This window comes from Pseudoxanthomonas yeongjuensis (genome assembly GCF_010093345.1).
Taxonomy (GTDB): domain Bacteria; phylum Pseudomonadota; class Gammaproteobacteria; order Xanthomonadales; family Xanthomonadaceae; genus Pseudoxanthomonas_A; species Pseudoxanthomonas_A yeongjuensis.
Window position 1 is genome coordinate 258,365 of sequence record NZ_PDWT01000003.1, and the last position, 18,911, is coordinate 277,275.

At 66.8% G+C, this 18,911-nt stretch carries 12 protein-coding genes; 7 read left to right on the forward strand and 5 right to left on the reverse strand.

The features are described from left to right. Positions 1-51: 51 nt before the first annotated feature. The 5 genes from CSC74_RS10920 to CSC74_RS10940 form a co-directional block, all read right to left on the reverse strand. On the reverse strand, positions 52-2,598 hold the full coding sequence (locus CSC74_RS10920) for a TonB-dependent receptor (protein WP_162314491.1): 2,547 nt from the start codon (positions 2,596-2,598) through the stop codon (positions 52-54). 53 nt (positions 2,599-2,651) lie between these two features. Then, entirely contained in the window at positions 2,652-4,673 is a 2,022-nt protein-coding gene (locus CSC74_RS10925) for a tetratricopeptide repeat-containing sulfotransferase family protein (RefSeq protein WP_162314492.1), read from the reverse strand. Positions 4,674-4,764: 91 nt separating this feature from the next. After that, positions 4,765-6,174, reverse strand: coding sequence for a M20/M25/M40 family metallo-hydrolase (locus CSC74_RS10930; protein ID WP_162314493.1), 1,410 nt, complete (start codon positions 6,172-6,174; stop codon positions 4,765-4,767). Positions 6,175-6,207: 33 nt separating this feature from the next. Continuing rightward, positions 6,208-7,410, reverse strand: coding sequence for a 3-oxoadipyl-CoA thiolase (pcaF, locus tag CSC74_RS10935; RefSeq protein ID WP_162314494.1), 1,203 nt, complete (start codon positions 7,408-7,410; stop codon positions 6,208-6,210). Next, positions 7,407-8,222, reverse strand: coding sequence for an IclR family transcriptional regulator domain-containing protein (locus CSC74_RS10940; protein WP_162314495.1), 816 nt, complete (start codon positions 8,220-8,222; stop codon positions 7,407-7,409). The genes pcaF and CSC74_RS10940 overlap by 4 nt, the downstream gene beginning before the upstream one ends. A 105-nt stretch (positions 8,223-8,327) precedes the next feature. On the opposite strand from CSC74_RS10940, the gene CSC74_RS10945 reads away from it, so the two are divergent. Genes CSC74_RS10945 through CSC74_RS10975 form a run of 7 tightly spaced genes read left to right on the forward strand, consistent with a single transcriptional unit; the run spans position 8,328 to position 18,854 of the window. Next, positions 8,328-9,674, forward strand: a complete 1,347-nt coding sequence (locus CSC74_RS10945) for an aminotransferase family protein (protein ID WP_162314496.1) — start codon at positions 8,328-8,330, stop codon at positions 9,672-9,674. Positions 9,675-9,696: 22 nt separating this feature from the next. Next, a complete protein-coding gene (locus CSC74_RS10950; RefSeq protein ID WP_162314497.1) occupies positions 9,697-11,265 on the forward strand; it encodes an aldehyde dehydrogenase family protein in 1,569 nt (522 codons plus the stop codon). Continuing rightward, entirely contained in the window at positions 11,262-12,116 is an 855-nt protein-coding gene (locus CSC74_RS10955; RefSeq protein ID WP_162314498.1) for a CoA transferase subunit A, read from the forward strand. The genes CSC74_RS10950 and CSC74_RS10955 overlap by 4 nt, the downstream gene beginning before the upstream one ends. Continuing rightward, the gene (locus tag CSC74_RS10960) at positions 12,113-12,898 is read left to right on the forward strand and encodes a CoA-transferase subunit beta (protein ID WP_162314499.1); all 786 of its coding nucleotides are present in this window, start codon (positions 12,113-12,115) and stop codon (positions 12,896-12,898) included. Before CSC74_RS10955 ends, CSC74_RS10960 begins: the two co-directional genes overlap by 4 nt. A gap of 57 nt (positions 12,899-12,955) precedes the next feature. Next, entirely contained in the window at positions 12,956-14,296 is a 1,341-nt protein-coding gene (locus CSC74_RS10965) for an acetyl ornithine aminotransferase family protein (protein WP_162314500.1), read from the forward strand. Next, on the forward strand, positions 14,293-16,848 hold the full coding sequence (locus CSC74_RS10970; protein WP_162314501.1) for a CehA/McbA family metallohydrolase: 2,556 nt from the start codon (positions 14,293-14,295) through the stop codon (positions 16,846-16,848). Before CSC74_RS10965 ends, CSC74_RS10970 begins: the two co-directional genes overlap by 4 nt. Beyond that, positions 16,845-18,854: a S9 family peptidase gene (locus CSC74_RS10975; protein ID WP_162314502.1), complete on the forward strand. Its 2,010-nt coding sequence runs from the start codon at positions 16,845-16,847 to the stop codon at positions 18,852-18,854. Before CSC74_RS10970 ends, CSC74_RS10975 begins: the two co-directional genes overlap by 4 nt. The last annotated feature ends 57 nt before the right edge of the window (positions 18,855-18,911 follow it).

Here is an 18,911-nt window from a genome sequence, read left to right on the forward strand (position 1 = left end):
AGGCCCCGGCATTGCCGGGGCCCTGTGCGGCGACTTGCGGCTTCGCGCGGCTCAGAACTTCTGCGAGAAACGCACGCCGAACATCCGTGGCTGGTTGGTGACCGTATAGATCTGGCCGTTCGGATACTCCGGGACGACGCCGGCCGCACCGCAGACGCTCTCCGCGCATTGGGCGAACCGCGAGATCACCGCGCGCTCGTCGAACGCATTGCTCAGGAACAGGTCCACCGCCCAGCTGCCCTTGGCGATACCGGCCGAGAAATCGGCCGTCGTGTACGCCGGCAGGCTGCCGAGGATTTCCCGTTCGGCCAGGCGCAGGTCCGAGGTGCGCTGGCCGACGTGCACCACCGCGCCCTGGACATAGGCATCGAAGCCGCCGAGGTTGAAGTTGTAGCGCGCGGTCAGGTTGCCCTTGAACTTGGGCGTGACCGGCAGGCGGGTGCCGCTGGGCGCCTCGGGACCAGCGAACTCCTCGCCGGTATCGGGATTGATCACGCCGACCGGGCAATCGGTGATCGGCGTGCCCTCGGCGTCGGTCAGGCCGCAGAAGTTCTCGGTCAGCTTGGCGTCGTAGAACGCGGCGCCGCCGGAGATGTTGAGGTTGTAGGTGGCGGCCCAGTTCAATTCCATTTCCATGCCGTTGATCCGGGCCTGGTTGGCGTTCTTGATCTCGGTCAGGCCGTTGGCGCCGAGGATCGCGAACTGGAAGTCCTTCCATTCCTGGCGGAAGACCGAGCCGTTGAAGGAAAGGCTGTTGTCGAACCAGGTGGTCTTCCAGCCCAGCTCGTAGTTGGTCAGGTAATCGGACATGTACGGCGGCAGGCTGCCGCGGCGGTTGTTGCCGCCGGGGCGATAGCCTTCCGACCAGGTGGCGTAGACCATCTTGCTGTCGTCGAAATGGTAGGTCAGGTTGAACTTGCCGATGGTGTCGTGCTCGCGCACGCCCTTGTCGATGTTGACGCAGGGCGAATTCATGAACGGCGTATCCGGGTTCGCGCAGAATGCGTCGGTATCGCTGTCGGGGTCGTCCTCGATGTAGCTGCGGAAACCATGGAAACCCTTCAACGTGTTGTCGACCCTGAACGAGCGGAAGCCCGCGGTGGCGGTCAGCTTGTCGGTGAAGTCGAAAGACAGTTCGCCGAACACGGCTTCGTCGTGGTCTTCGCGGATCTGCTTGGTCAGCCACAGCGTCCCCGGCCAACCCGGCACCGACGAATCCGTGGCCAGGCCGTCGATGATGTAGTCCTGCTGGATGTCGTGGCGCTGGTCCTGCCAGAACAGGCCGCCGACGAAGCGCAGGCGGTTCTCCTGCGGCGAGGCGATGCGCAATTCGTGGCTGGTCTTCTTGTAGCCGTCCTTGCCCTTGATGTATTGCGACGGGTTGATCAGGTCGCCGTTGTCGTTGTAGATCGAGCCGCCGTAGGCGTACAGGGTGTCGTACCAGAACGAATAGTCGCTGTAGTCCGAATCGACCTCGTCGTCGCGCTTGAGGTGGGCGAAGGCGTAGGTGACGTCGAAGTTGCCGATCTTGCCCTCCACCGTCAGCGCCGCCTGCACCCACTTGTCCTCGCTGCGCTCGCGATAGGCGTGGGATACGGCCAGGTCGCCCACGTTCTCGTCGAAGGCGAAGCTGCCGTTGGCGGTCGCGGTCTGTCCCATCACCGTCGGGCTGATGGTCCAGTTGTCGTTGAGGTTCACCTTCAGCGCCAGGCGCGCGCCGGTGGTGTCGACGTCGTTGTAGTTGTCTTTCGCCCGCCCGGTACAGACCAGCAGGTCGGTCGAAGTGCAGTCGCGGTTGCTGACCACCCCGCCCCAGCTGGGCACCGCATCGGGATCGGCTTCGGTATCGCGGATCGGGAATTGCCGGTCGCCTTCGCGGTTGTCGATATAGCCGGCGTCATGCTGGTTCCAGCCCACCAGGCGGATCGCCGCCGTGTCGGTGACGGGGATATTGACGAAGCCTTCGGCGATGTGGCCGATGCCGCCATGACTGACGCTGTTCGCCTCCAGGCTGTAACCGGCTTCGAAACCGCTGGGGTCGGGCTTGTTGGTGATGATGCGCATGGTCCCGGCCTGCGAGCTGGCGCCGTACAGGGTGCCTTGCGGCCCGGCCAGCACTTCGACGCGGGCGACATCGTAGATATGGATGTCCAGCGGCCCCTGGATGGTGGTGACCGGTTGCTCGTCCAGGTACACGCCGACGCTGGGCAGCGGACCGGAATGGTTGCCGTCGCCGCCGCTGGAGACGCCGCGCATGTAGATCTGGGCGAAGCCGGGGCCGAACGTCTGGTAGGAGACGCTGGGCAGGTACTTCACGTAATCCTCGAAATCGGTGACGTTGAGCTCTTCGAGTTTCTCGTTGCCCAGCACCTGGATGCTGATCGGCACCTTCTGCAGGTTCTCGGTGCGCTTCTGCGCGGTCACCGTGATCGTGTCCAGGGTCGCGGCCTCGGTGTTCTTCTGCGGCGCGGGGGCCGGCGCGGCCTCCTGCGCGAACGCGGCCGAACCCACCGCCAGGTAGATCGCCGCGGCCAGCGGCAAGCGGGCGAAGGTCGACGGAATTCGTCGGCCACCTCGTTTCGTGTCGTGCCTCTTCATCTGCGTCACCTCTCTCTCCAGTGGTTGTTCAATGGTTCGTGACTTGTCTTCGCCTATGGGAACCCGGGTACTTCCGGATAGTTTTCGAGGACCGGGCCCAGCGCCCGCTTCAATGGCCCCAGCCAGGGTTCGAAATGGCGCCAGTGGTCGACGCCCTCGCGGTAGATCGGTTTGCGCACCTGTTCGGAGCTGGCGGTGCGCACCGCGCGCGTGTTCTCGAAGAAACGCAGGCAGCGTTCCTCGAACGGCAGGCCGCAGTATTCGAGCAGGCGCCGTACTTCGGTTTCGGTGTCGTCGACCATGCGTTCGTAGAAGACGCGATGGATGCGCCCCGGCAGCGCCTGGTCGAAATGCGCCATCAGTTCGACGTAATCGGCGTAGTAGCGGCCGATGTCGTCCAGGTCGTAGGTGAAGCTCTGGCCGCGGGCGAAGTGCTGCTTGAAACCGGAGAAACAGCAGGCCAGCGGATGCCGGCGCGCATCGATGATCTTCGCGTTGGGCAGGATCAGCTGGATCAGGCCGATGTGCAGGAAGTTGTTCGGCATCTTGTCGATGAAGAACGGCGCATCGGTCTTGCGCTGGATCCGCGTGTGCTGCAGATAACGTTCGCCGAGGACGCGCAGCGCTTCGGCGTCCATCCCTTCCAGCACATCGTGGTAGGGCATGGCCTGCCCGGCCGTGGCCTGACCGCGCAGTTCGCGGGTGATCGAGGTGATCTCCGGCAACTCCATGGTGCCTTCGACCGCGGAGTGGCTGGACAGGATCTGCTCCAGCAGGGTGGAACCGGCGCGCGGCAGGCCGACGATGAAGATCGGATCGGGCGCGGCGGCGCCGAAGCCGGCGCGCCGTTCGAAGAACCCGCGGGTATAACCGCGCTTGATCCGCGCCACCCGCGCCGTGGTGTCGTTCGCGCTGTACGACAATGTCGCGCGGCGCAGTTCGTTGCCATGCCGGTAGTGTTGAAACGAGGCTTGGTATTCGCCCTCGTCCTCCAGCGCCTTGCCGATCGCGAACTCCAGGTGCTGGCGGTCCTCGGAGGCGAGCCGCGGCTGGTCGAGTTGCCGCCGCATCGCGGACAGGTCGTCGTCGGAAAACCGGAAAGTCTTCAGGTTGGCCAGGCTCCACCAGACCTCGCCCGAACCCGGCTCCAGGCGCAGGCTGCGGCGATACGCGTCGATGGCGCGATCCTGGTGGCCGGCGGTCTTCAGCGCATGGCCGTAGCTCATCCAGATCCTCGGGTGCTGTGGATAGACCTGGAGGATCTTTTCGTAGAGTCCGATGGCGGGTTCGTAATCACCGATACGGCATAACACCACCGCCTTGAGATTGCGATAACCGGGATTGTCGGGTTCGTCCGCGAGCAGTCGGTCGATCTGGACCAGCGCCTCGGCCGGCTTGTTGGAACGATGCAGCACCAGCGCGTAGTTCTGGCGCGCGGCATGGAAGCCGGGGGCCAGCTCGAGGCAGCGCGCCAGCAGGTTCTCGGCGTCCTCGTTGCGGCCCAGGCGCAGGGCGATTTCGGCCAGCATGCGGATCGCGGCGACGTCGGTCGGCGCGCGCCTGAGGTGTTCGCGCAGCGATGCTTCGGCTTCGGGGATGCGGTTTTCGCACAGCGCGGTGGCCGCGGCCAGCAGTTGCGGATCGCGGGTGGAGTAGCGCACGTGGTTGGCATAGGCCAGGTCCGCGCCTTCGGCATCGTCCATCGCCATCAGGTGGTCGCCCAGCGCCAGCCAGGCCTGCGGAAGGTCGGGCTTGAGCGCCACCGCGCGGCGCAACGCCGACGCCGCCGCATCGCCCTGGCCTGCCCGGCCCAGGGTGATGCCCAGTTCGAGCTGGGTCGCCGCCGAATTCGCCTGCGTGGCGGCCAGCGGCTGCAGGATCCGCAACGCGCCTTCGAGGTCGCCGCGCGCGCGCCGGGAAACGCCGAGCACCAGCAGCGCGGCCGGATGTTCGCCGACGGCCTTGATGATTTCCGTCGCCTGTTCGCCGGCCAGCGTCGGATCGGTCGTCAGCAGGCGCGAAGCATGCGCGAGCGCGGTGTCCAGGTCGGCGGTCGGCGCGACGGCGCTGTTCATGCGGGATCGCGCCACGACTGCGATGCGCGTTGCGGCACTGAAATCGGAATTACGGATTCATCCTGCATGCGCATCGCTTGAACCCCGATCTTCATAACGCCTGCAACAATCTATAGTTGAACTGCAGCGATTGATAGTAGGACTCCACGCGCATGCGTTCGTCCTGTCCGTGGGCGCGATCATCGTCGACGTCATAGGCGATACCGTTGAAGACATAGACCGGCATGCCCGCCGCGCGCAAGAACACGCTGTCGGTGGCGCCCGCGGACATGTAGGGCGAAACCGGGATTTCACTCCACATGTCTTTCGCCACCTCGGCGATGCGGGCGAAGAGTTCGGGATTCACCGGCGAAGGCGGGCTGGGCATCGGCTCGGCGACGCGCGCGAATTCGATGGCGGGATCGGCGACGGCCTGCTTCAGTGCGGCTTCGACCGCGGCAGGATCCTCGCCCGGCAGCACGCGGCAATTCACCGTGGCCTGGGCCATCTGCGGCAGGGCGTTCTCGGCATGTCCGCCTTTCAGCAAAGTGGGGATGCAGGTGGTGCGCAACTGCGCGTTGTTGTAAGTGGAGGTGGCGGCCAGCCGGGCCAGCGCCACGACGTCCTGCGGCTCCGTGGCGGCGGCGCGCATGTCTTCGGCGACCTGCCCGGAATACAACGAGGCCAGGCCCTTGTAGTAGCCGCGCGTGGCGGAGTTGGTCCGCAACGGGAACTGGTACGAAGCCAGCCGCGACAAACCTTGCGCCAGCCGGTAGATGGCGTTGTCCGGCGTGGGCAACGAACTGTGCCCGCCCGGATTGCGCGCGGTCAGGGTGAAGCTGAGATAGACCTTCTCCGCGGTTTCCACCGACAGCACCGCCGGCTTGCCGTTGCGGATCTCCGGACCACCGCCATCGACGTTGATGCCGTAGGCCGCCTCGACCAGTTCCGGACGATGCGCCAGCAGCCATTGCACACCGTTGTCGCCGCCGTCTTCCTCGCCTGCGGTCAGGGCGAGCACGTAATCGCCGCGCGGCACGATTTTTTCCGCATGCAGGCGCAACAGCGTCGCGACCAGGCCGGCCGCGCCGCCCTTGATGTCGGAGGTTCCGCGTCCGTAGAAATACCCGTCGCTCTCGGTCAGCTTGTAGGGATCGAAATGCCAGTCCTCGCGCCGCGCCTCGACCACGTCCAGGTGCGCCAGCAGCAGGATCGGCTCGCGCTCGCCGCGGCCGCGCAGGCGCACGACCAGATTGCGCTTGAGCGGGTGGTCGCCGACTACCAGCACGTCGGCCGGATCGAAACCGGCGGCGAGGAAGCGCCTGGCCAGCGATTCCGCGGCTGCGGTGGTGCTGCCGTGGTCCGGAGTGGTGTCGGTTTCGATCAGTTCCTGCAGCAACTCGCGGCCCAGCACCCGCTGCGCTTGCGGCGTCCGCTCGGTCGCCGCCACGTTGGCGAGCGGAAGCATGGCCAACGCGGCCGTAACGGCAAGGCGCAACCCGATGGGACGTTGCTGCTTCATGTATTTCCTCATTCGGACTTCATGCGAAAGACTTCATGGAATTTCCAATGCCAGCGCCACGCCCTGGCCAACGCCGACGCACAGGCTGACCAATGCGCGTCGTTGTCCATGCCGGCGCAGCGCATAGGCCGCGGTCATGGCCAGGCGCGCGCCGCTGGCGCCGAGCGGATGGCCCAGCGCGATCGCGCCGCCATTGGCGTTGACCTGCGCCGCATCGTCGGCCAGTCCCAGCGCGCGGGTGCAGGCCAGCACCTGCGCGGCGAAGGCTTCGTTGATCTCGATCCGGTCGAAGTCGGCCAGGTCCAGTCCGGTGCGCGCCAGCAGCTTGTGGATGGCGGGTACCGGGCCGATGCCCATCAGCCGCGGCGCGACCCCGGCCGAGGCCATGCCGATGATCCGCGCCAGCGGTTCCAGGCCGTGCGTTTCGAGCGCTTCTTGCGAAGCGAGCAACACCGCGGCCGCGCCATCGTTGATGGCGGAGGCGTTGCCGGCGGTGATGCTGGTATCCGCGCCGAGCAAGGGCTTCAACGACGCGAGACGCTCCAGATCGGTATCGGGACGCGGTTGTTCGTCATGTTCGAAATCGATCGATCCGGTTTCCTGTGCGATGGAAACCGGAACGATCTCCTCGTCGAACCAGCCTTGCCGTCGCGCATGCGCCGCGCGCTGCTGGCTGCGCAAGGCATACGCATCCTGGTCGGCGCGGGCGATGCCGTGTTCGCGCGCCAGGTTCTCCGCGGTCCGGGTCATCGAATCGACGCCGAACCCCGCCTGCATGCGCGGATTGACGAAACGCCAGCCCAGCGTGGTGTCGGCCAGTTGCTGGTCGCGGTCGAATCCGTTGCCGGCCTTGGCCATGACGTAGGGCGCACGGGTCATGCTCTCGACGCCGCCGGCGACAATGAGGTCCGCTTCCCCGCAGGCGATCGCACGGGCGCCCTGCCCGATCGCCTCCAGCCCGGAGGCGCAGAGCCGGTTGACCGTCACCGCGGGCACGGTTTCCGGCAGGCCCGACAACAGGGCGGCCATGCGCGCGACATTGCGGTTGTCCTCGCCGGACTGGTTGGCGCAACCCAGGATCACTTCGTCCAGCGCGGTCCAGTCCAGCGCGGGGTGGCGCTGCCTCAACGCGATCAGCGGCAGGGCGGCCAGGTCGTCGCAGCGTACCCCGGCGAGTGCGCCGCCGTAGCGCCCGAAGGGCGTACGCGTCGCATCGACGAGGTAGGCGCGGTTCACAGGCCCTGTCTCCTGTACACATGCGGCGCCCAACCGCCCTGCCGGATCGCTTGCTCGATTTGCGGCTGCGCCGCGCGCAGCGCGGGCAGGATTTCCTTGATGGCGCGGTCGTGCGCCTTGTCGTTGTACTGCATGCTCACGTTCAGGCCGGCCACCACGCAGCCGTTGCCGGCGCGGATCGGCACGGCGATGGAACACAGTCCAAGCTCGAGTTCCTGCGAGACCCGCGCATAGCCCTGCTTGCGCACGTTCTGAAGTTCGGTCTTCAGCGCGCGCGCATTGCGCAGCGTCTTCGGCGTGTAGGCCTGGAACGTGTTGCCCTGCATCCAGGCGTCGAGTTCGGCCTCGGGCAGGTCGGCCAGCATCACCCGCCCCATCGAGGCGGCGAAGGCGGGCAGGCGCGCGCCCACGCCCAGGCCGATGCTCATCACCCGGCGCACCGGCACCCGCAGCACGTAGACGATGTCGCTGCCGTCCAGCACTGCCATCGAACACGATTCGCCCACCTTCTGCGCCAGCTGCTCCATGGTCTGCTGGGCCAGCTCGGTCAGGTCCAGCGAGGACAGGTAGCTGAAGCCGAGTTCCAGCACGCGCGGGGTCAGGAAGAAACTGCGCCCGCGCATGCCCACGTAGCCCAGGTGCTGCAGGGTCAGCAGGATCCGCCGCACCACGGCGCGCGAAAGATCGGTGCGCGTGGCGAGTTCGGACAGGCTGGGAGTGGGCAGGTCGTGGCCGAACGCGCGCAGCACCTGCAGGCTGCGCGCCAGCGATTGCACATAGTCGGGACTTTCTTCGAAACGCTCGCTCGCCATGCGCCGCTGCAGGTGGATTGACAGGTCGAGCGTAGAAGGTTTCCAATGGGTTCGCAATACGAATTAGCGTGCGATTACCGCACAAAACAACTTTGGAATGCATGCGTGACGAGCGAGCGCGACAACGTCCTGCACAGCTGGTGCGTGCAGTCGGAATGGCGGGCGCCGACGATCGTCGGCGGCCACGGCGCGCGTCTGCGCGACGAGGAAGGCCGCGAATACCTGGACATGAGCAGCCTGGCCGAATGCAGCAACCTGGGCCACCAGCATCCGCACGTCGTCGCCGCGATCCGCACCCAGGCCGAGCGCCTGTGCTTCGTCACTTCGGCCTGGGGGGCGCAGCCGCGCGCGGAGCTGGCCGTGGCCCTGCTGGAGAAATCCGGCTTCGACGGCGGCCGCGTGTTCTTCACCCTGGGGGGCGCCGATGCCAACGAAAACGCAGTCAAGTTCGCGCGCCAGGCGCGCGGCCTGCCGCGCGGCAAGGTGATCGCACGCGACCGCTCCTATCACGGCGCCAGCTATGCCGCGATGGCCCTGTCCGGCGATGCGCGCACCCAGGCCCAGGTCGATGCGCAGGCCTGGGGCGTGCTGCACGTTGCGCCGCCGTATGCGTACCGCTGCCCGTTCGGCAGCGACGGCGATGTGCAGTGCGGGCAACGCGCGGCGGCGGCGGTCGAAACCGAAATCATCCGCCAGGGTGCGGCGAACGTGGCCGCGGTGCTGATGGAACCCGACGCCGGCACCAACGGCATCGTCGCCCCCGACAACTACTGGCCGCGGTTGCGTGCGATCACCCGCGACCACGGCATCCCCCTGATCGCCGATGAAGTCATGAGCGGCTTCGGCCGCTGCGGCGAGTGGTTCGCCTGGCAGCGCCACGGCGAAGCGGCCCGGCCGGACCTGATGACCCTGGCCAAGGGCCTGACCGGCGCGCATCTGCCGTTGGGCGCGGTGGTGGTGTCGGCGGAGATCGCCGCGCGCCTGGAAAACGAAATGCTCCCTACCGGCCTGACCTATTGCGGGCATCCCTTGTCCTGCGCCGCGGGCGTGGCCGCGCTGCAGGCCTATGAAGACGGAAACCTGATCGGACGTTCGCGCCTGCTCGGCCAGCGGATGTTCGCCGCGTTGAAGGACATGCAATCGCGGCAGCCGCTGATCGGCGACGTGCGCGGCGGCCATGGCCTGTTCGCCGTCATCGAACTGGTCGCCGACCGCGAAACCCGCGCGCCGCTGGCACCCTGGCCGCAGATGGTGCCGTCGTTGAAGCATCTGCTGCAGAAGGCGATGGAACTGGGCGTGTCGTTCGCCGCCCGCGGCAACCTGCTGATCCTGGCGCCACCACTGGTGATAGCCGAGAACGAACTGGACGATGCGCTGGCGTTGCTGGATCGCCTGCTCGGCGAAATGGCGCAGGCCGAAGGCAAGCAGGTCGAAGTGAGCGTGCCGAAGTGAAGTCCGCCGGAGGAGAGCCCGCATGAGCTACAAACTCACCTACGCGACCATGTTCGATCCGCCGGCGGACCTGCACGCGCGCTTCGATGCCGCGCTGGCCGAAACCGAAAGCGCGCTCGGCGCCGAACATCTCCTGCATATCGACGGCATGGATCGCGCCGGCGCCGATTCCGAATTGCGGCATGGGCCGATCGACCGGCGCCGGATACTGGGCCGCTTCGCCCTGGCCGATGCAGCGCAGGCGGCGCAGGCGATGGAAGCGGCGCATGCGGCGTTCCCGGCCTGGCGCGCGACGCCGATGGCCGAGCGCGTGCGCCTGCTCAAGCGGGTGGCGGCGCTGATCGAGGAGCGCGTCTACCCGATCGGCGCGGCGCTGGCCCTGGAGGTCGGCAAGAACCGGATGGAAGCGCTGGGCGAAGTGCAGGAAACGGCCGACTTCTTCCGCCATTACGCCGAGGATTTCGAGCGCCACGAGGGCTTCGACCATGCCCTGCCGGACGATCCGCTGCCCGGTTTCAAATCCCGCAACCGCAGCGTGATGCGCCCCTACGGCGCCTGGGTGGTGATCGCGCCGTACAACTTCCCGTTCGCCCTCGCCGGCGGCCCGGTCGCGGCGGCGCTGGTCACCGGCAACACGGTGGTGTTCAAGAGCGCCAGCGACACGCCGTGGTCGGGCCGCTTGCTGGCCGACTGCCTGCGCGATGCGGGCCTGCCGGCCGGCGTCTTCAATTACCTCAACGGCAGCGGCAACGAAGTCGGTGAAGTGCTGGTCTGGCATCCACGGACCGCCGGGGTGACCTTCACCGGCTCGTTCGAGGTCGGCATGCACATCTACCGCGGCATGGCAGCGGGAGTCTATCCGCGGCCGTGCATCGCCGAAATGGGCGGCAAGAACGCCTGCGTGGTCACCGCCAACGCCGACCTGGAACGCGCCGCGACCGGCATCGTGCGCTCGGCCTTCGGCATGAGCGGGCAGAAGTGCTCGGCGTTGTCGCGCGTGTACGTGGACGAAGCCGTCGCCGATGCGCTGATCGAAACACTGCTGGCGAAGATCCGGGCATTGCGCATCGGCGACCCCTGCCTGCAGGAAAACTGGATGGGTCCGGTGACCACGGCCAAGGCGCTGCAGAACTATGCGCGCTGCTCGGCGCTGCTTTCCGCACATGGCGGACGCGTGCTGGCCGGCGCGCAACGTCTTGAGGAAGGCGAACTCGCGCATGGGAACTTCGTCGCCCCGACCCTGGCCGAAGCGCCGGCCGGGCACCCGCTGTTCGCCGAGGAAATGTTCCTGCCCATCGTCATGCTCTGCCGGGTCGGGGATCGCGAGGAAGCATTGCGCCTGGCCAACGATTCTCCGGTCGGGCTGACCGCCGGTTGCTACGGCAACGACGACGATCTGGCGTATTTCTTCGACCACATCGAAGCCGGCGTCACCTACGCCAACCGTCCGCAGGGCGCCACCACCGGCGCCTGGCCCGGCTACCAGCCGTTCGGCGGCTGGAAGGGTTCGGGCACGACGGGCAAGGCCATCGCCTCGTTCTATTACCTGGCCCAGTACCTGCGCGAGCAATCGCGCACGGTGGTGGAATGAGCGCGCGCTTCCTGTCGCTGGCCGATGCGGTCGCCGAGCACGTGCAGGACGGCGACTGCGTGGCGCTGGAAGGTTTCACCCATCTGATTCCCTTCGCCGCCGGCCACGAGATCATCCGCCAGCGCCGCCATGACCTGCACCTGGTGCGGATGACCCCGGACCTGGTCTACGACCAGATGATCGGCATGGGCTGCGCGCGCAAGCTGACCTTCTCGTGGGGCGGCAACCCGGGCGTCGGCTCCCTGCACCGGCTGCGCGATGCGGTGGAACGGCGATGGCCGCATCCGCTGCAACTGGACGAACACAGCCACGCCGGCATGGCCGCGGCCTTCTGCGCGGGTGCGGCGCGGCTGCCGTTCGGCGTCCTGCGCGGTTATCTGGATACCGACCTGCCGGCGCACAACTCCAATATCCGCCGCGTCCAGTGCCCGTTCACCGGCGAATCCTTGGCCGCCGTGCCCGCGATCAATCCCGACGTCACTATCCTGCATGCGCAATGCGCCGACCGCCAGGGCAACGTCGCCCTGCACGGCATCGTCGGTGCCGCGCGCGAGGCGGCACTGGCCGCGAAGTCGCTGCTGGTCACGGTGGAAGAGATCGTCGAGAGCCTGTCGCCGGCGATGAACGGCATGCTGCTGCCGCATTGGGTGGTCGATGCGGTCGCGCATTGCCCGGGTGGCGCCTATCCCTCGTATGCGCAGGGTTATTACGAACGCGACAACGCCTTCTACCGCGACTGGGATGCGATCGCGCGCGATCGCGAGGTTTTCCTGGCATGGATGGGCGAGCACGTGTTGAATAGCGCCGACCATCGCGGCTTCCTCGGCAGCCTGCTGGAAAGAGCCGCTTGAGCGCCTGCACCCGCGACGAATGGATGACCATCGCCGCGGCGCGCCTGCTGTGGGACGGCTGCGTCTGCTTCGTCGGCATCGGCCTGCCCAGCGCGGCCTGCAACCTGGCCCGGCTGACCCATGCGCCGGACATCGTGCTGGTCTACGAATCCGGCACGATCGGCACCCGCCCGGAAGTGTTGCCGTTGTCCATCGGCGATGGCGAACTGGCCCAGACCGCCGCCTACGTGGTGCCGTTGCCGGAAATATTCAGCTACTACCTGCAGGCCGGGCGGGTCGATGTCGGTTTCCTCGGCGCCGCGCAGATCGACCGTTTCGGCAACCTCAACAGCACCGTGATCGGTTCCTACGATGCGCCGGAGACTCGCCTGCCGGGCGCCGGCGGCGCGCCCGAGATCGCCACGCACGCGCGCCAGACCTTCGTCATGCTCAAGGCCACGCCGCGCAGCTTCGTCGAACGCCTGGATTTCCGCACCAGCGCCGGTTACCTCGGCGGATCGGGCGCACGCGCGCGCACCACCGCACCCGGCGGCGGCCCGTGCGTGGTGATCAGCGACTTCGGCACGCTGGTCCCGCACCCACGCACCCAGGAATTGCAGTTGAGCGCGCTGTTTTCCGGCGTCGGCGTGGAAGAAGCCCGCGCCGCGGTCGGCTGGCCGCTGACGCTGGCCGAGCATGTCGGCCTCATCGACCCGCCCACCCCAAACGAACTCGAAACCCTGCGTGCACTGCACGCACGAACGCGCGCGGCGCACGCACGACCGATGCCACTACCCCTGTAATCCCCACCCCACTCGTTCCTCGTTCCTCATCTCTCGTTTCTCATCCCAGGCTCCCCCATGCACGACGCTTCCCCCACCCGTCCGCACCTCAAGACCGAACTTCCCGGCCCCAAGGCGCGCGCCATGATCGCCCGCGATGCCGAAGTCATCTCGCCCTCGTACCCGCGCGACTATCCGTTCGTCATGTCGCACGGCCGCGGCACCGAGGTGTGGGACGTGGACGGCAACCGCTTCCTCGATTTCGCCGCCGGCATCGCAGTCTGCGCCACCGGCCATGCGCATCCGCAGGTGGTGGCGGCGGTGAAGGCGGCGGCGGACGATTTCCTGCACATCTCCAGCGACTACTGGCACGAGAACATGACCGCGCTGGGCGAACGCCTGGCCGCGGTCGCGCCGATGAACGAACCGGCGATGAGCTTCCTGTGCCAGTCCGGCACCGAAGCGGTGGAAGGCGCGCTGAAACTGGCGCGCTACGTGACGAAACGCCCGCGTTTCATCGGTTTCCTCGGCGGTTTCCATGGCCGGACCATGGGTTCGCTGTCCTTCACTTCCAGCAAGTACACCCAGCAACTCGGTTTCGCGCCGACCATGCCGGGCGTGACCCACGTGCCCTACCCTAATCCTTACCGGCCGTTGTTCGCCGGCGACGACCAGGGCAAGGCGGTGCTCGATTACCTGCGCATGCTGTTCGAACGCAACGTGCCGGCGACGGAAGTGGCGGCGATCCTGGTCGAGCCGCTGCAGGGCGAAGGCGGTTACGTGGTGCCACCGCCGGGATTCCTGGCCGGCCTGCGCGCATTGTGCGACGAGCACGGCATCCTGCTGGTCTTCGATGAAGTGCAGTCGGGCGTCGGCCGTACCGGGAAGATGTTCGCTTGCGAACATTCCGGCGTTGCCCCCGACATCATGACCCTGGCCAAGGGCCTGGGCTCGGGCCTGCCGATCGGCGCGGTGGTGGCCAGGAAATCGCTGATGTCGCAGTGGAAACGCGGCGCGCACGGCAACACCTACGGCGGCAATCCGCTGGCCTGCGCCGCGGCCAATGCGACCCTGGACCTGGTGCGTGGCGGGCTTGTCGACAACGCGGCCACGGTCGGCGCGCATTTCATACGGCGCTTGCACGAACTGAAGCGCGACTATCCGTGCATCGGCGAGGTCCGCGGCCAAGGCCTGATGATCGGCATGGAACTGGTCGAAGGCGACGAAGCGAAGACCCCGGCGCGCAGCCTGTGCGACGACGTCATCACCCGCGCCTTCCACAACGGCCTGCTGCTGCTGTCCTGCGGCGCCAGCACGGTACGCTTCATGCCGCCGTTGAACGTCAGCGTGGCCGAGGTGGACGAAGCGATGGACCTGCTCGGGACTAGCCTGCACCAGGCCTTGCGCGGCACGCGATGAGGGCGCTGCGCCGGCTTCCGCTACTGCTGTTGGCCACGCTGTCGCTGGCCGGCACCGCGCAAGCCGGACGCGAACCCGTGCTCAAGCAGGTCGATCTGCCGCACAACTACTACTGGCGCGAGCTTTATATTCCACAGCTGACCAGCGGACCTTCGTCGTTGAGCTTCATGCCCGACGGCCAGTCCCTGGTCTACAGCATGGCCGGTTCGCTGTGGCGCCAACGGATGGGCGAAACCAGCGCGACGGAACTGACCCACGCGACCGGCGCCTACGATCACCAGCCCGATGTCGCCCGCGACGGACGCAGCGTGGTGTTCGCGCGCTACGACGGCGCTGCGCTGGAACTGTGGCGGCTGGACCTGGCCAGCGGCCGCGAACAGGCGCTGACTTCCGGTGGCGCGGTCAACCTGGAGCCGCGCCTGTCGCCGGACGGCAAGCGCATCGCCTGGGTCTCGACCCAGGGCAGCGGGCATTTCAACCTGTTAATCGCCGACATCGATGCCGATGGCCTGCATCGCGCACGGCCGTTGCTGGGCGAACGCAAGAGCAGGCTCGATCGTTACTACTATTCGGCGTTCGACCACGCGATCAATCCTTCGTGGTCGCCGGATGGAAAGACGATTTACTACCTCACCAATCCCGAGATCGCCTGGGGCACCGGCGACCTGTGGTCGGTGGAGGTGGACCATCCCTCGCGACGCAGAAAGATCCTCAGCGAGGAAACCAGCTGGAACGCACGGCCGGAGCTGGCGCCGGATGGCAAGCGCCTGCTGTTCGGCAGCTACCACGGTCGCCAATGGCAGCAGCTGTGGCTGACCACGCCGGCGGGAGCGGTGCCGTTGCCGCTGACTTTCGGCGAGTACGACCGCCGCAACGCGCGCTGGTCGCCGGACGGCAAGCGCATCGCCTTCATCGACAACCGCGATGGCAACACCGCCTTGCGGGTGATGGACGTGATCGGTGGTGCGACGCAAACCATCGCCGCCACGAGCCGCGCCTACAGGACCGCAAGTTCGCGCCTGCTGCTGGATATCGTCGATGAGCATGGCAAGCGCACGCCTGCGCGCGTGGCAGTTCTCGGCAGCGATGGACGCGCACATGCGTCGGCGGACGCGTGGATCCAGGCCGACGACGGTTTCGATCGCGCGCTGCAATCGGCCGAAACGCATTACTTCCGATGCGCGCCGCCGTGCGCGCTGGACGTCCCGGTCGGCACGACGAAGGTGACGGTGCAACACGGTTTCGCTTATTCGCCATGGCAGCAACGGATCGAGGTGAAGGCAGGCGCCGACTCGAGCGTGCAGGCGAAACTCGTGCCGCAACGCCTGCCCGCGGCCTTCGGCGACTGGATCAGCGCCGACCTGCACGTGCACATGAACTACGGTGGCCACTACCGCAACACGCCGGACAACCTGGCTCGCCAGGCACGGGCCGAGGACCTGGACGTGGTCTTCAACACCATCGTCAACAAGGAAGAACGCATCCCGGACATCGGCTATTTCCGCACCGATGCCGATCCGGCCAGCACCGCGGCCACCACGGTCCTGCAGGCACAGGAATACCACACCAGCTTCTGGGGCCACCTGGGCCTGCTGCAACTGGACGACCACTATCTCACTCCCGATTTTTCCGCCTACCGCCACACCGCACTGGCCAGCCCGTATCCGCACAACGGCGTGATCGCCGACCTCGCGCACGCACAGCATGGCGTGGTCGGCTACGTGCATCCCTTCGATACCTATCCCGATCCGGGCAGGGATCCGCTGCTGAGCAATGCTTTGCCGGCCGATGTCATCAACGGCAAGATCGATTACATCGAAGTGGTCGGCTTCTCCGACCACAAGTCCACGGCAGCGGTCTGGTACCGCCTGTTGAACCTGGGATTCCCGCTGGCCACCGGCGCAGGCACCGATGCGATGGCCAACTACGCTTCGCTGCGCGGGCCGGTCGGCATGAACCGGGTGTTCCTGGATACCGGCGGCAGGCGCGATGGGCCATCGCTGGCCGCTGCACTCAAGGGCGGGCATGGCTTCGCCAGCAACGGACCGCTATTGGGATTGCTGGTCGACGGCGCCAAGCCGGGAGAAACCACCCAAGTCGCCTCCGGCAAGCATCGCTACCGCATCGCCCTGCGTTCGCCGGTGGCCATCGATCATCTGGAACTGGTGCACAACGGCCAGGTGGTCGAATCGTTCGCGCTGGGCGGCGACCGCCGCAGCCTCGACGACGACGGCGTACTGGAACTGGACGGCGGCTGGTTGCTGCTGCGCGCCTGGAACGACGCCGCCGATCCGCTGGTGCTGGATATCCATCCCTACGCCACCACCAATCCGGTCTGGCTGGGCGCGCCACAACCCACTGCGAGCGCGCACCAGGATGCGGCCTATTTTTCGGATTGGCTGGGACGCGTGATCGAAGCCGCTTCCGCACGCGACGATTACAACGACGAAGCCGAGCGCAAGGCCACGCTCGATTATTTCCGCGAAGCCCGCGAACGCTATCAGGCGATCGCCGACGGCCGCGCCAACGTACAGGGGAAAACCAGCGAATGAAACGACTCGCCTGCCTGTTGCTGGCCATGTTCGCCTGCGACGCCAATGCGGCGATGCCCGAGGATCGCTTCCAGCCGTCCGACCTGGCGCGCCTGGCCGACCTGACCGAGCCCGGTTTTTCGGCCGATGGCGAACGCCTGGTGTACACGGTCACCACCGCCAATCTGGCCGAGGACAAGGCACAGTCCGATCTCTGGCGCGTGGACTACACCGGCGCCCGGCGCACCCGATTGACCAGCACCCCGGACAGCAGCGAGTGGCGGGGGCAATGGTCGGCGGATGGACGCTGGATCGCCTTTCTCTCGGACCGCAAGCAAGCTGGTGAAGACGAGGAAGACGCGACCACGCAGGTATGGACGATGCCCGCAACCGGCGGAAAAGCGCGCCGCGTGACCGATTTCGCCGATGGCGTCGAGGACTTCGCGTGGTCGCCGGATGGCAAGCGTCTTGCGGTGATCGCACTGGATCCGCAATTCCCGGCCGGCACGCCGAAACCGAAGAACCCGCCGCCGATCGTCACCGACCGCTACCAGTTCAAGGAAGACGGCAGCGGCTACCTGGGCTCGCGACGCAAACACCTGTACCTGTTCGACCTGGCCAGCGGCAAGGTCGAACAACTCACTTCCGGCGCGCACGACGAGCAACTTCCGGCGTGGTCGCCGGACGGAAAACTGATCGCCTACGTGACCAAGCGTGGCCAGGATCCGGATCGCCACCTCGACTTCGACATCTACGTGATCGAACCGGAAGCCGGCGCCGGCGAGCGCCAGCTGACCACCTTCCCCGGTTCCGACCTGGACCCGTACTGGGAAACGCGCCCGGCCTGGAGCCCGGACAGCACGCGCATCGCCTACCTGCAGAGCGGCGAGGACCAATGGATCTATTACGCGCCGTGGCAACTGGCGGTGGTGGACGTCGCCAGCGGCAAGGCCACGATCCCCGCACCGATCGACCGCTGTTTCACCAAGCCGCGCTGGTCGGCCGATGGCAACAGCGTCTACGCCTTGATCGAACAGAGCCTGGTCACCCACCTGTCGCGCATCGACCTGGCCGACGGCAAGGTCACCGACCTGACCCATGGCGACCGCTTCGACTACGACCTGGACGTTTCACCCGGCGGACGCATCGTCGTGCTCGGCGGCGGCGACCACCATCCCTATGAAATCTCCGCCGTGGAGCCGGGGGGATTGCGCGCGCTCGGCAGGCACAACGAATGGCTGGCCGGCAAGCGACTCGCGGACGTGGAGAAGATCCGCTTCGAGGCCAGGGACGGGACGCCGCTGGAAGGCCTGCTGGTGAAACCGGTCGGCTACGAACCGGGCAAGCGCTACCCCACCCTGCTGCGCCTGCATGGCGGACCGGTCTACGAATTCAGCCACGAGTTCATGCCCGACTGGCAGGCCTACGCCGCGCAAGGCTACGCCGTCGTCGCGGTGAATCCGCGCGGCAGTTCCGGCCGCGGCTTCGATTTCGCCAAGGCGATCCATGCCGACTGGGGCAACAAGGACGCGGACGATGTGCTGGCCGGCGTCGACCATGTGGTGGAGATGGGCATCGCCGATCCACAGCACCTCGGTATCGGCGGCTGGAGCTACGGCGCCATCCTGACCAACGCGGTGATCGCGCGCGACACCCGCTTCAAGGCCGCGATCAGCGGCGCCGGCGCCTCCAACATGTACGCGATGTACGGCCACGACCAGTACATCCGCGAGTACGAGATCGAACTGGGCACGCCCTGGGAAGACCGCACGCAATACGACCGCGCCAGTTATCCGTTCCTGCACGCGGACCGGATCAAGACCCCGACCCTGTTCCAGTGCGGCGAAGCGGACTACAACGTGCCCTGCCTGGGCGCCGAGCAGATGTACCAGGCGCTGCGCTCGCTCGAAATACCGACCCAGTTGGTGATCTATCCGGGCGAGAACCACGGCCTGACCGTGCCCAGCTACCTGCGCGACCGGCTGGAGCGGAACCTGGCTTGGTACGACAAGTATTTGAAGCCGTGAGTGAAAGTGATATTTCCCAACCGCGATAAAAGTAAATCGTCATTCCCGCGAAGGCGG

Excerpts from the sequence above, each read along its gene's own strand:
- CSC74_RS10920 (WP_162314491.1), bottom strand. The coding sequence starts at position 2,598 with ATGAAGAGGCACGACACGAAACGAGGTGGCCGACGAATTCCGTCGACC.
- CSC74_RS10925 (WP_162314492.1), bottom strand. The coding sequence starts at position 4,673 with ATGAACAGCGCCGTCGCGCCGACCGCCGACCTGGACACCGCGCTCGCG.
- CSC74_RS10930 (WP_162314493.1), bottom strand. The coding sequence starts at position 6,174 with ATGAAGCAGCAACGTCCCATCGGGTTGCGCCTTGCCGTTACGGCCGCG.
- CSC74_RS10940 (WP_162314495.1), bottom strand. The coding sequence starts at position 8,222 with ATGGCGAGCGAGCGTTTCGAAGAAAGTCCCGACTATGTGCAATCGCTG.
- CSC74_RS10950 (WP_162314497.1), top strand. The coding sequence starts at position 9,697 with ATGAGCTACAAACTCACCTACGCGACCATGTTCGATCCGCCGGCGGAC.
- CSC74_RS10955 (WP_162314498.1), top strand. The coding sequence starts at position 11,262 with ATGAGCGCGCGCTTCCTGTCGCTGGCCGATGCGGTCGCCGAGCACGTG.
- CSC74_RS10965 (WP_162314500.1), top strand. The coding sequence starts at position 12,956 with ATGCACGACGCTTCCCCCACCCGTCCGCACCTCAAGACCGAACTTCCC.
- CSC74_RS10970 (WP_162314501.1), top strand. The coding sequence starts at position 14,293 with ATGAGGGCGCTGCGCCGGCTTCCGCTACTGCTGTTGGCCACGCTGTCG.
- CSC74_RS10975 (WP_162314502.1), top strand. The coding sequence starts at position 16,845 with ATGAAACGACTCGCCTGCCTGTTGCTGGCCATGTTCGCCTGCGACGCC.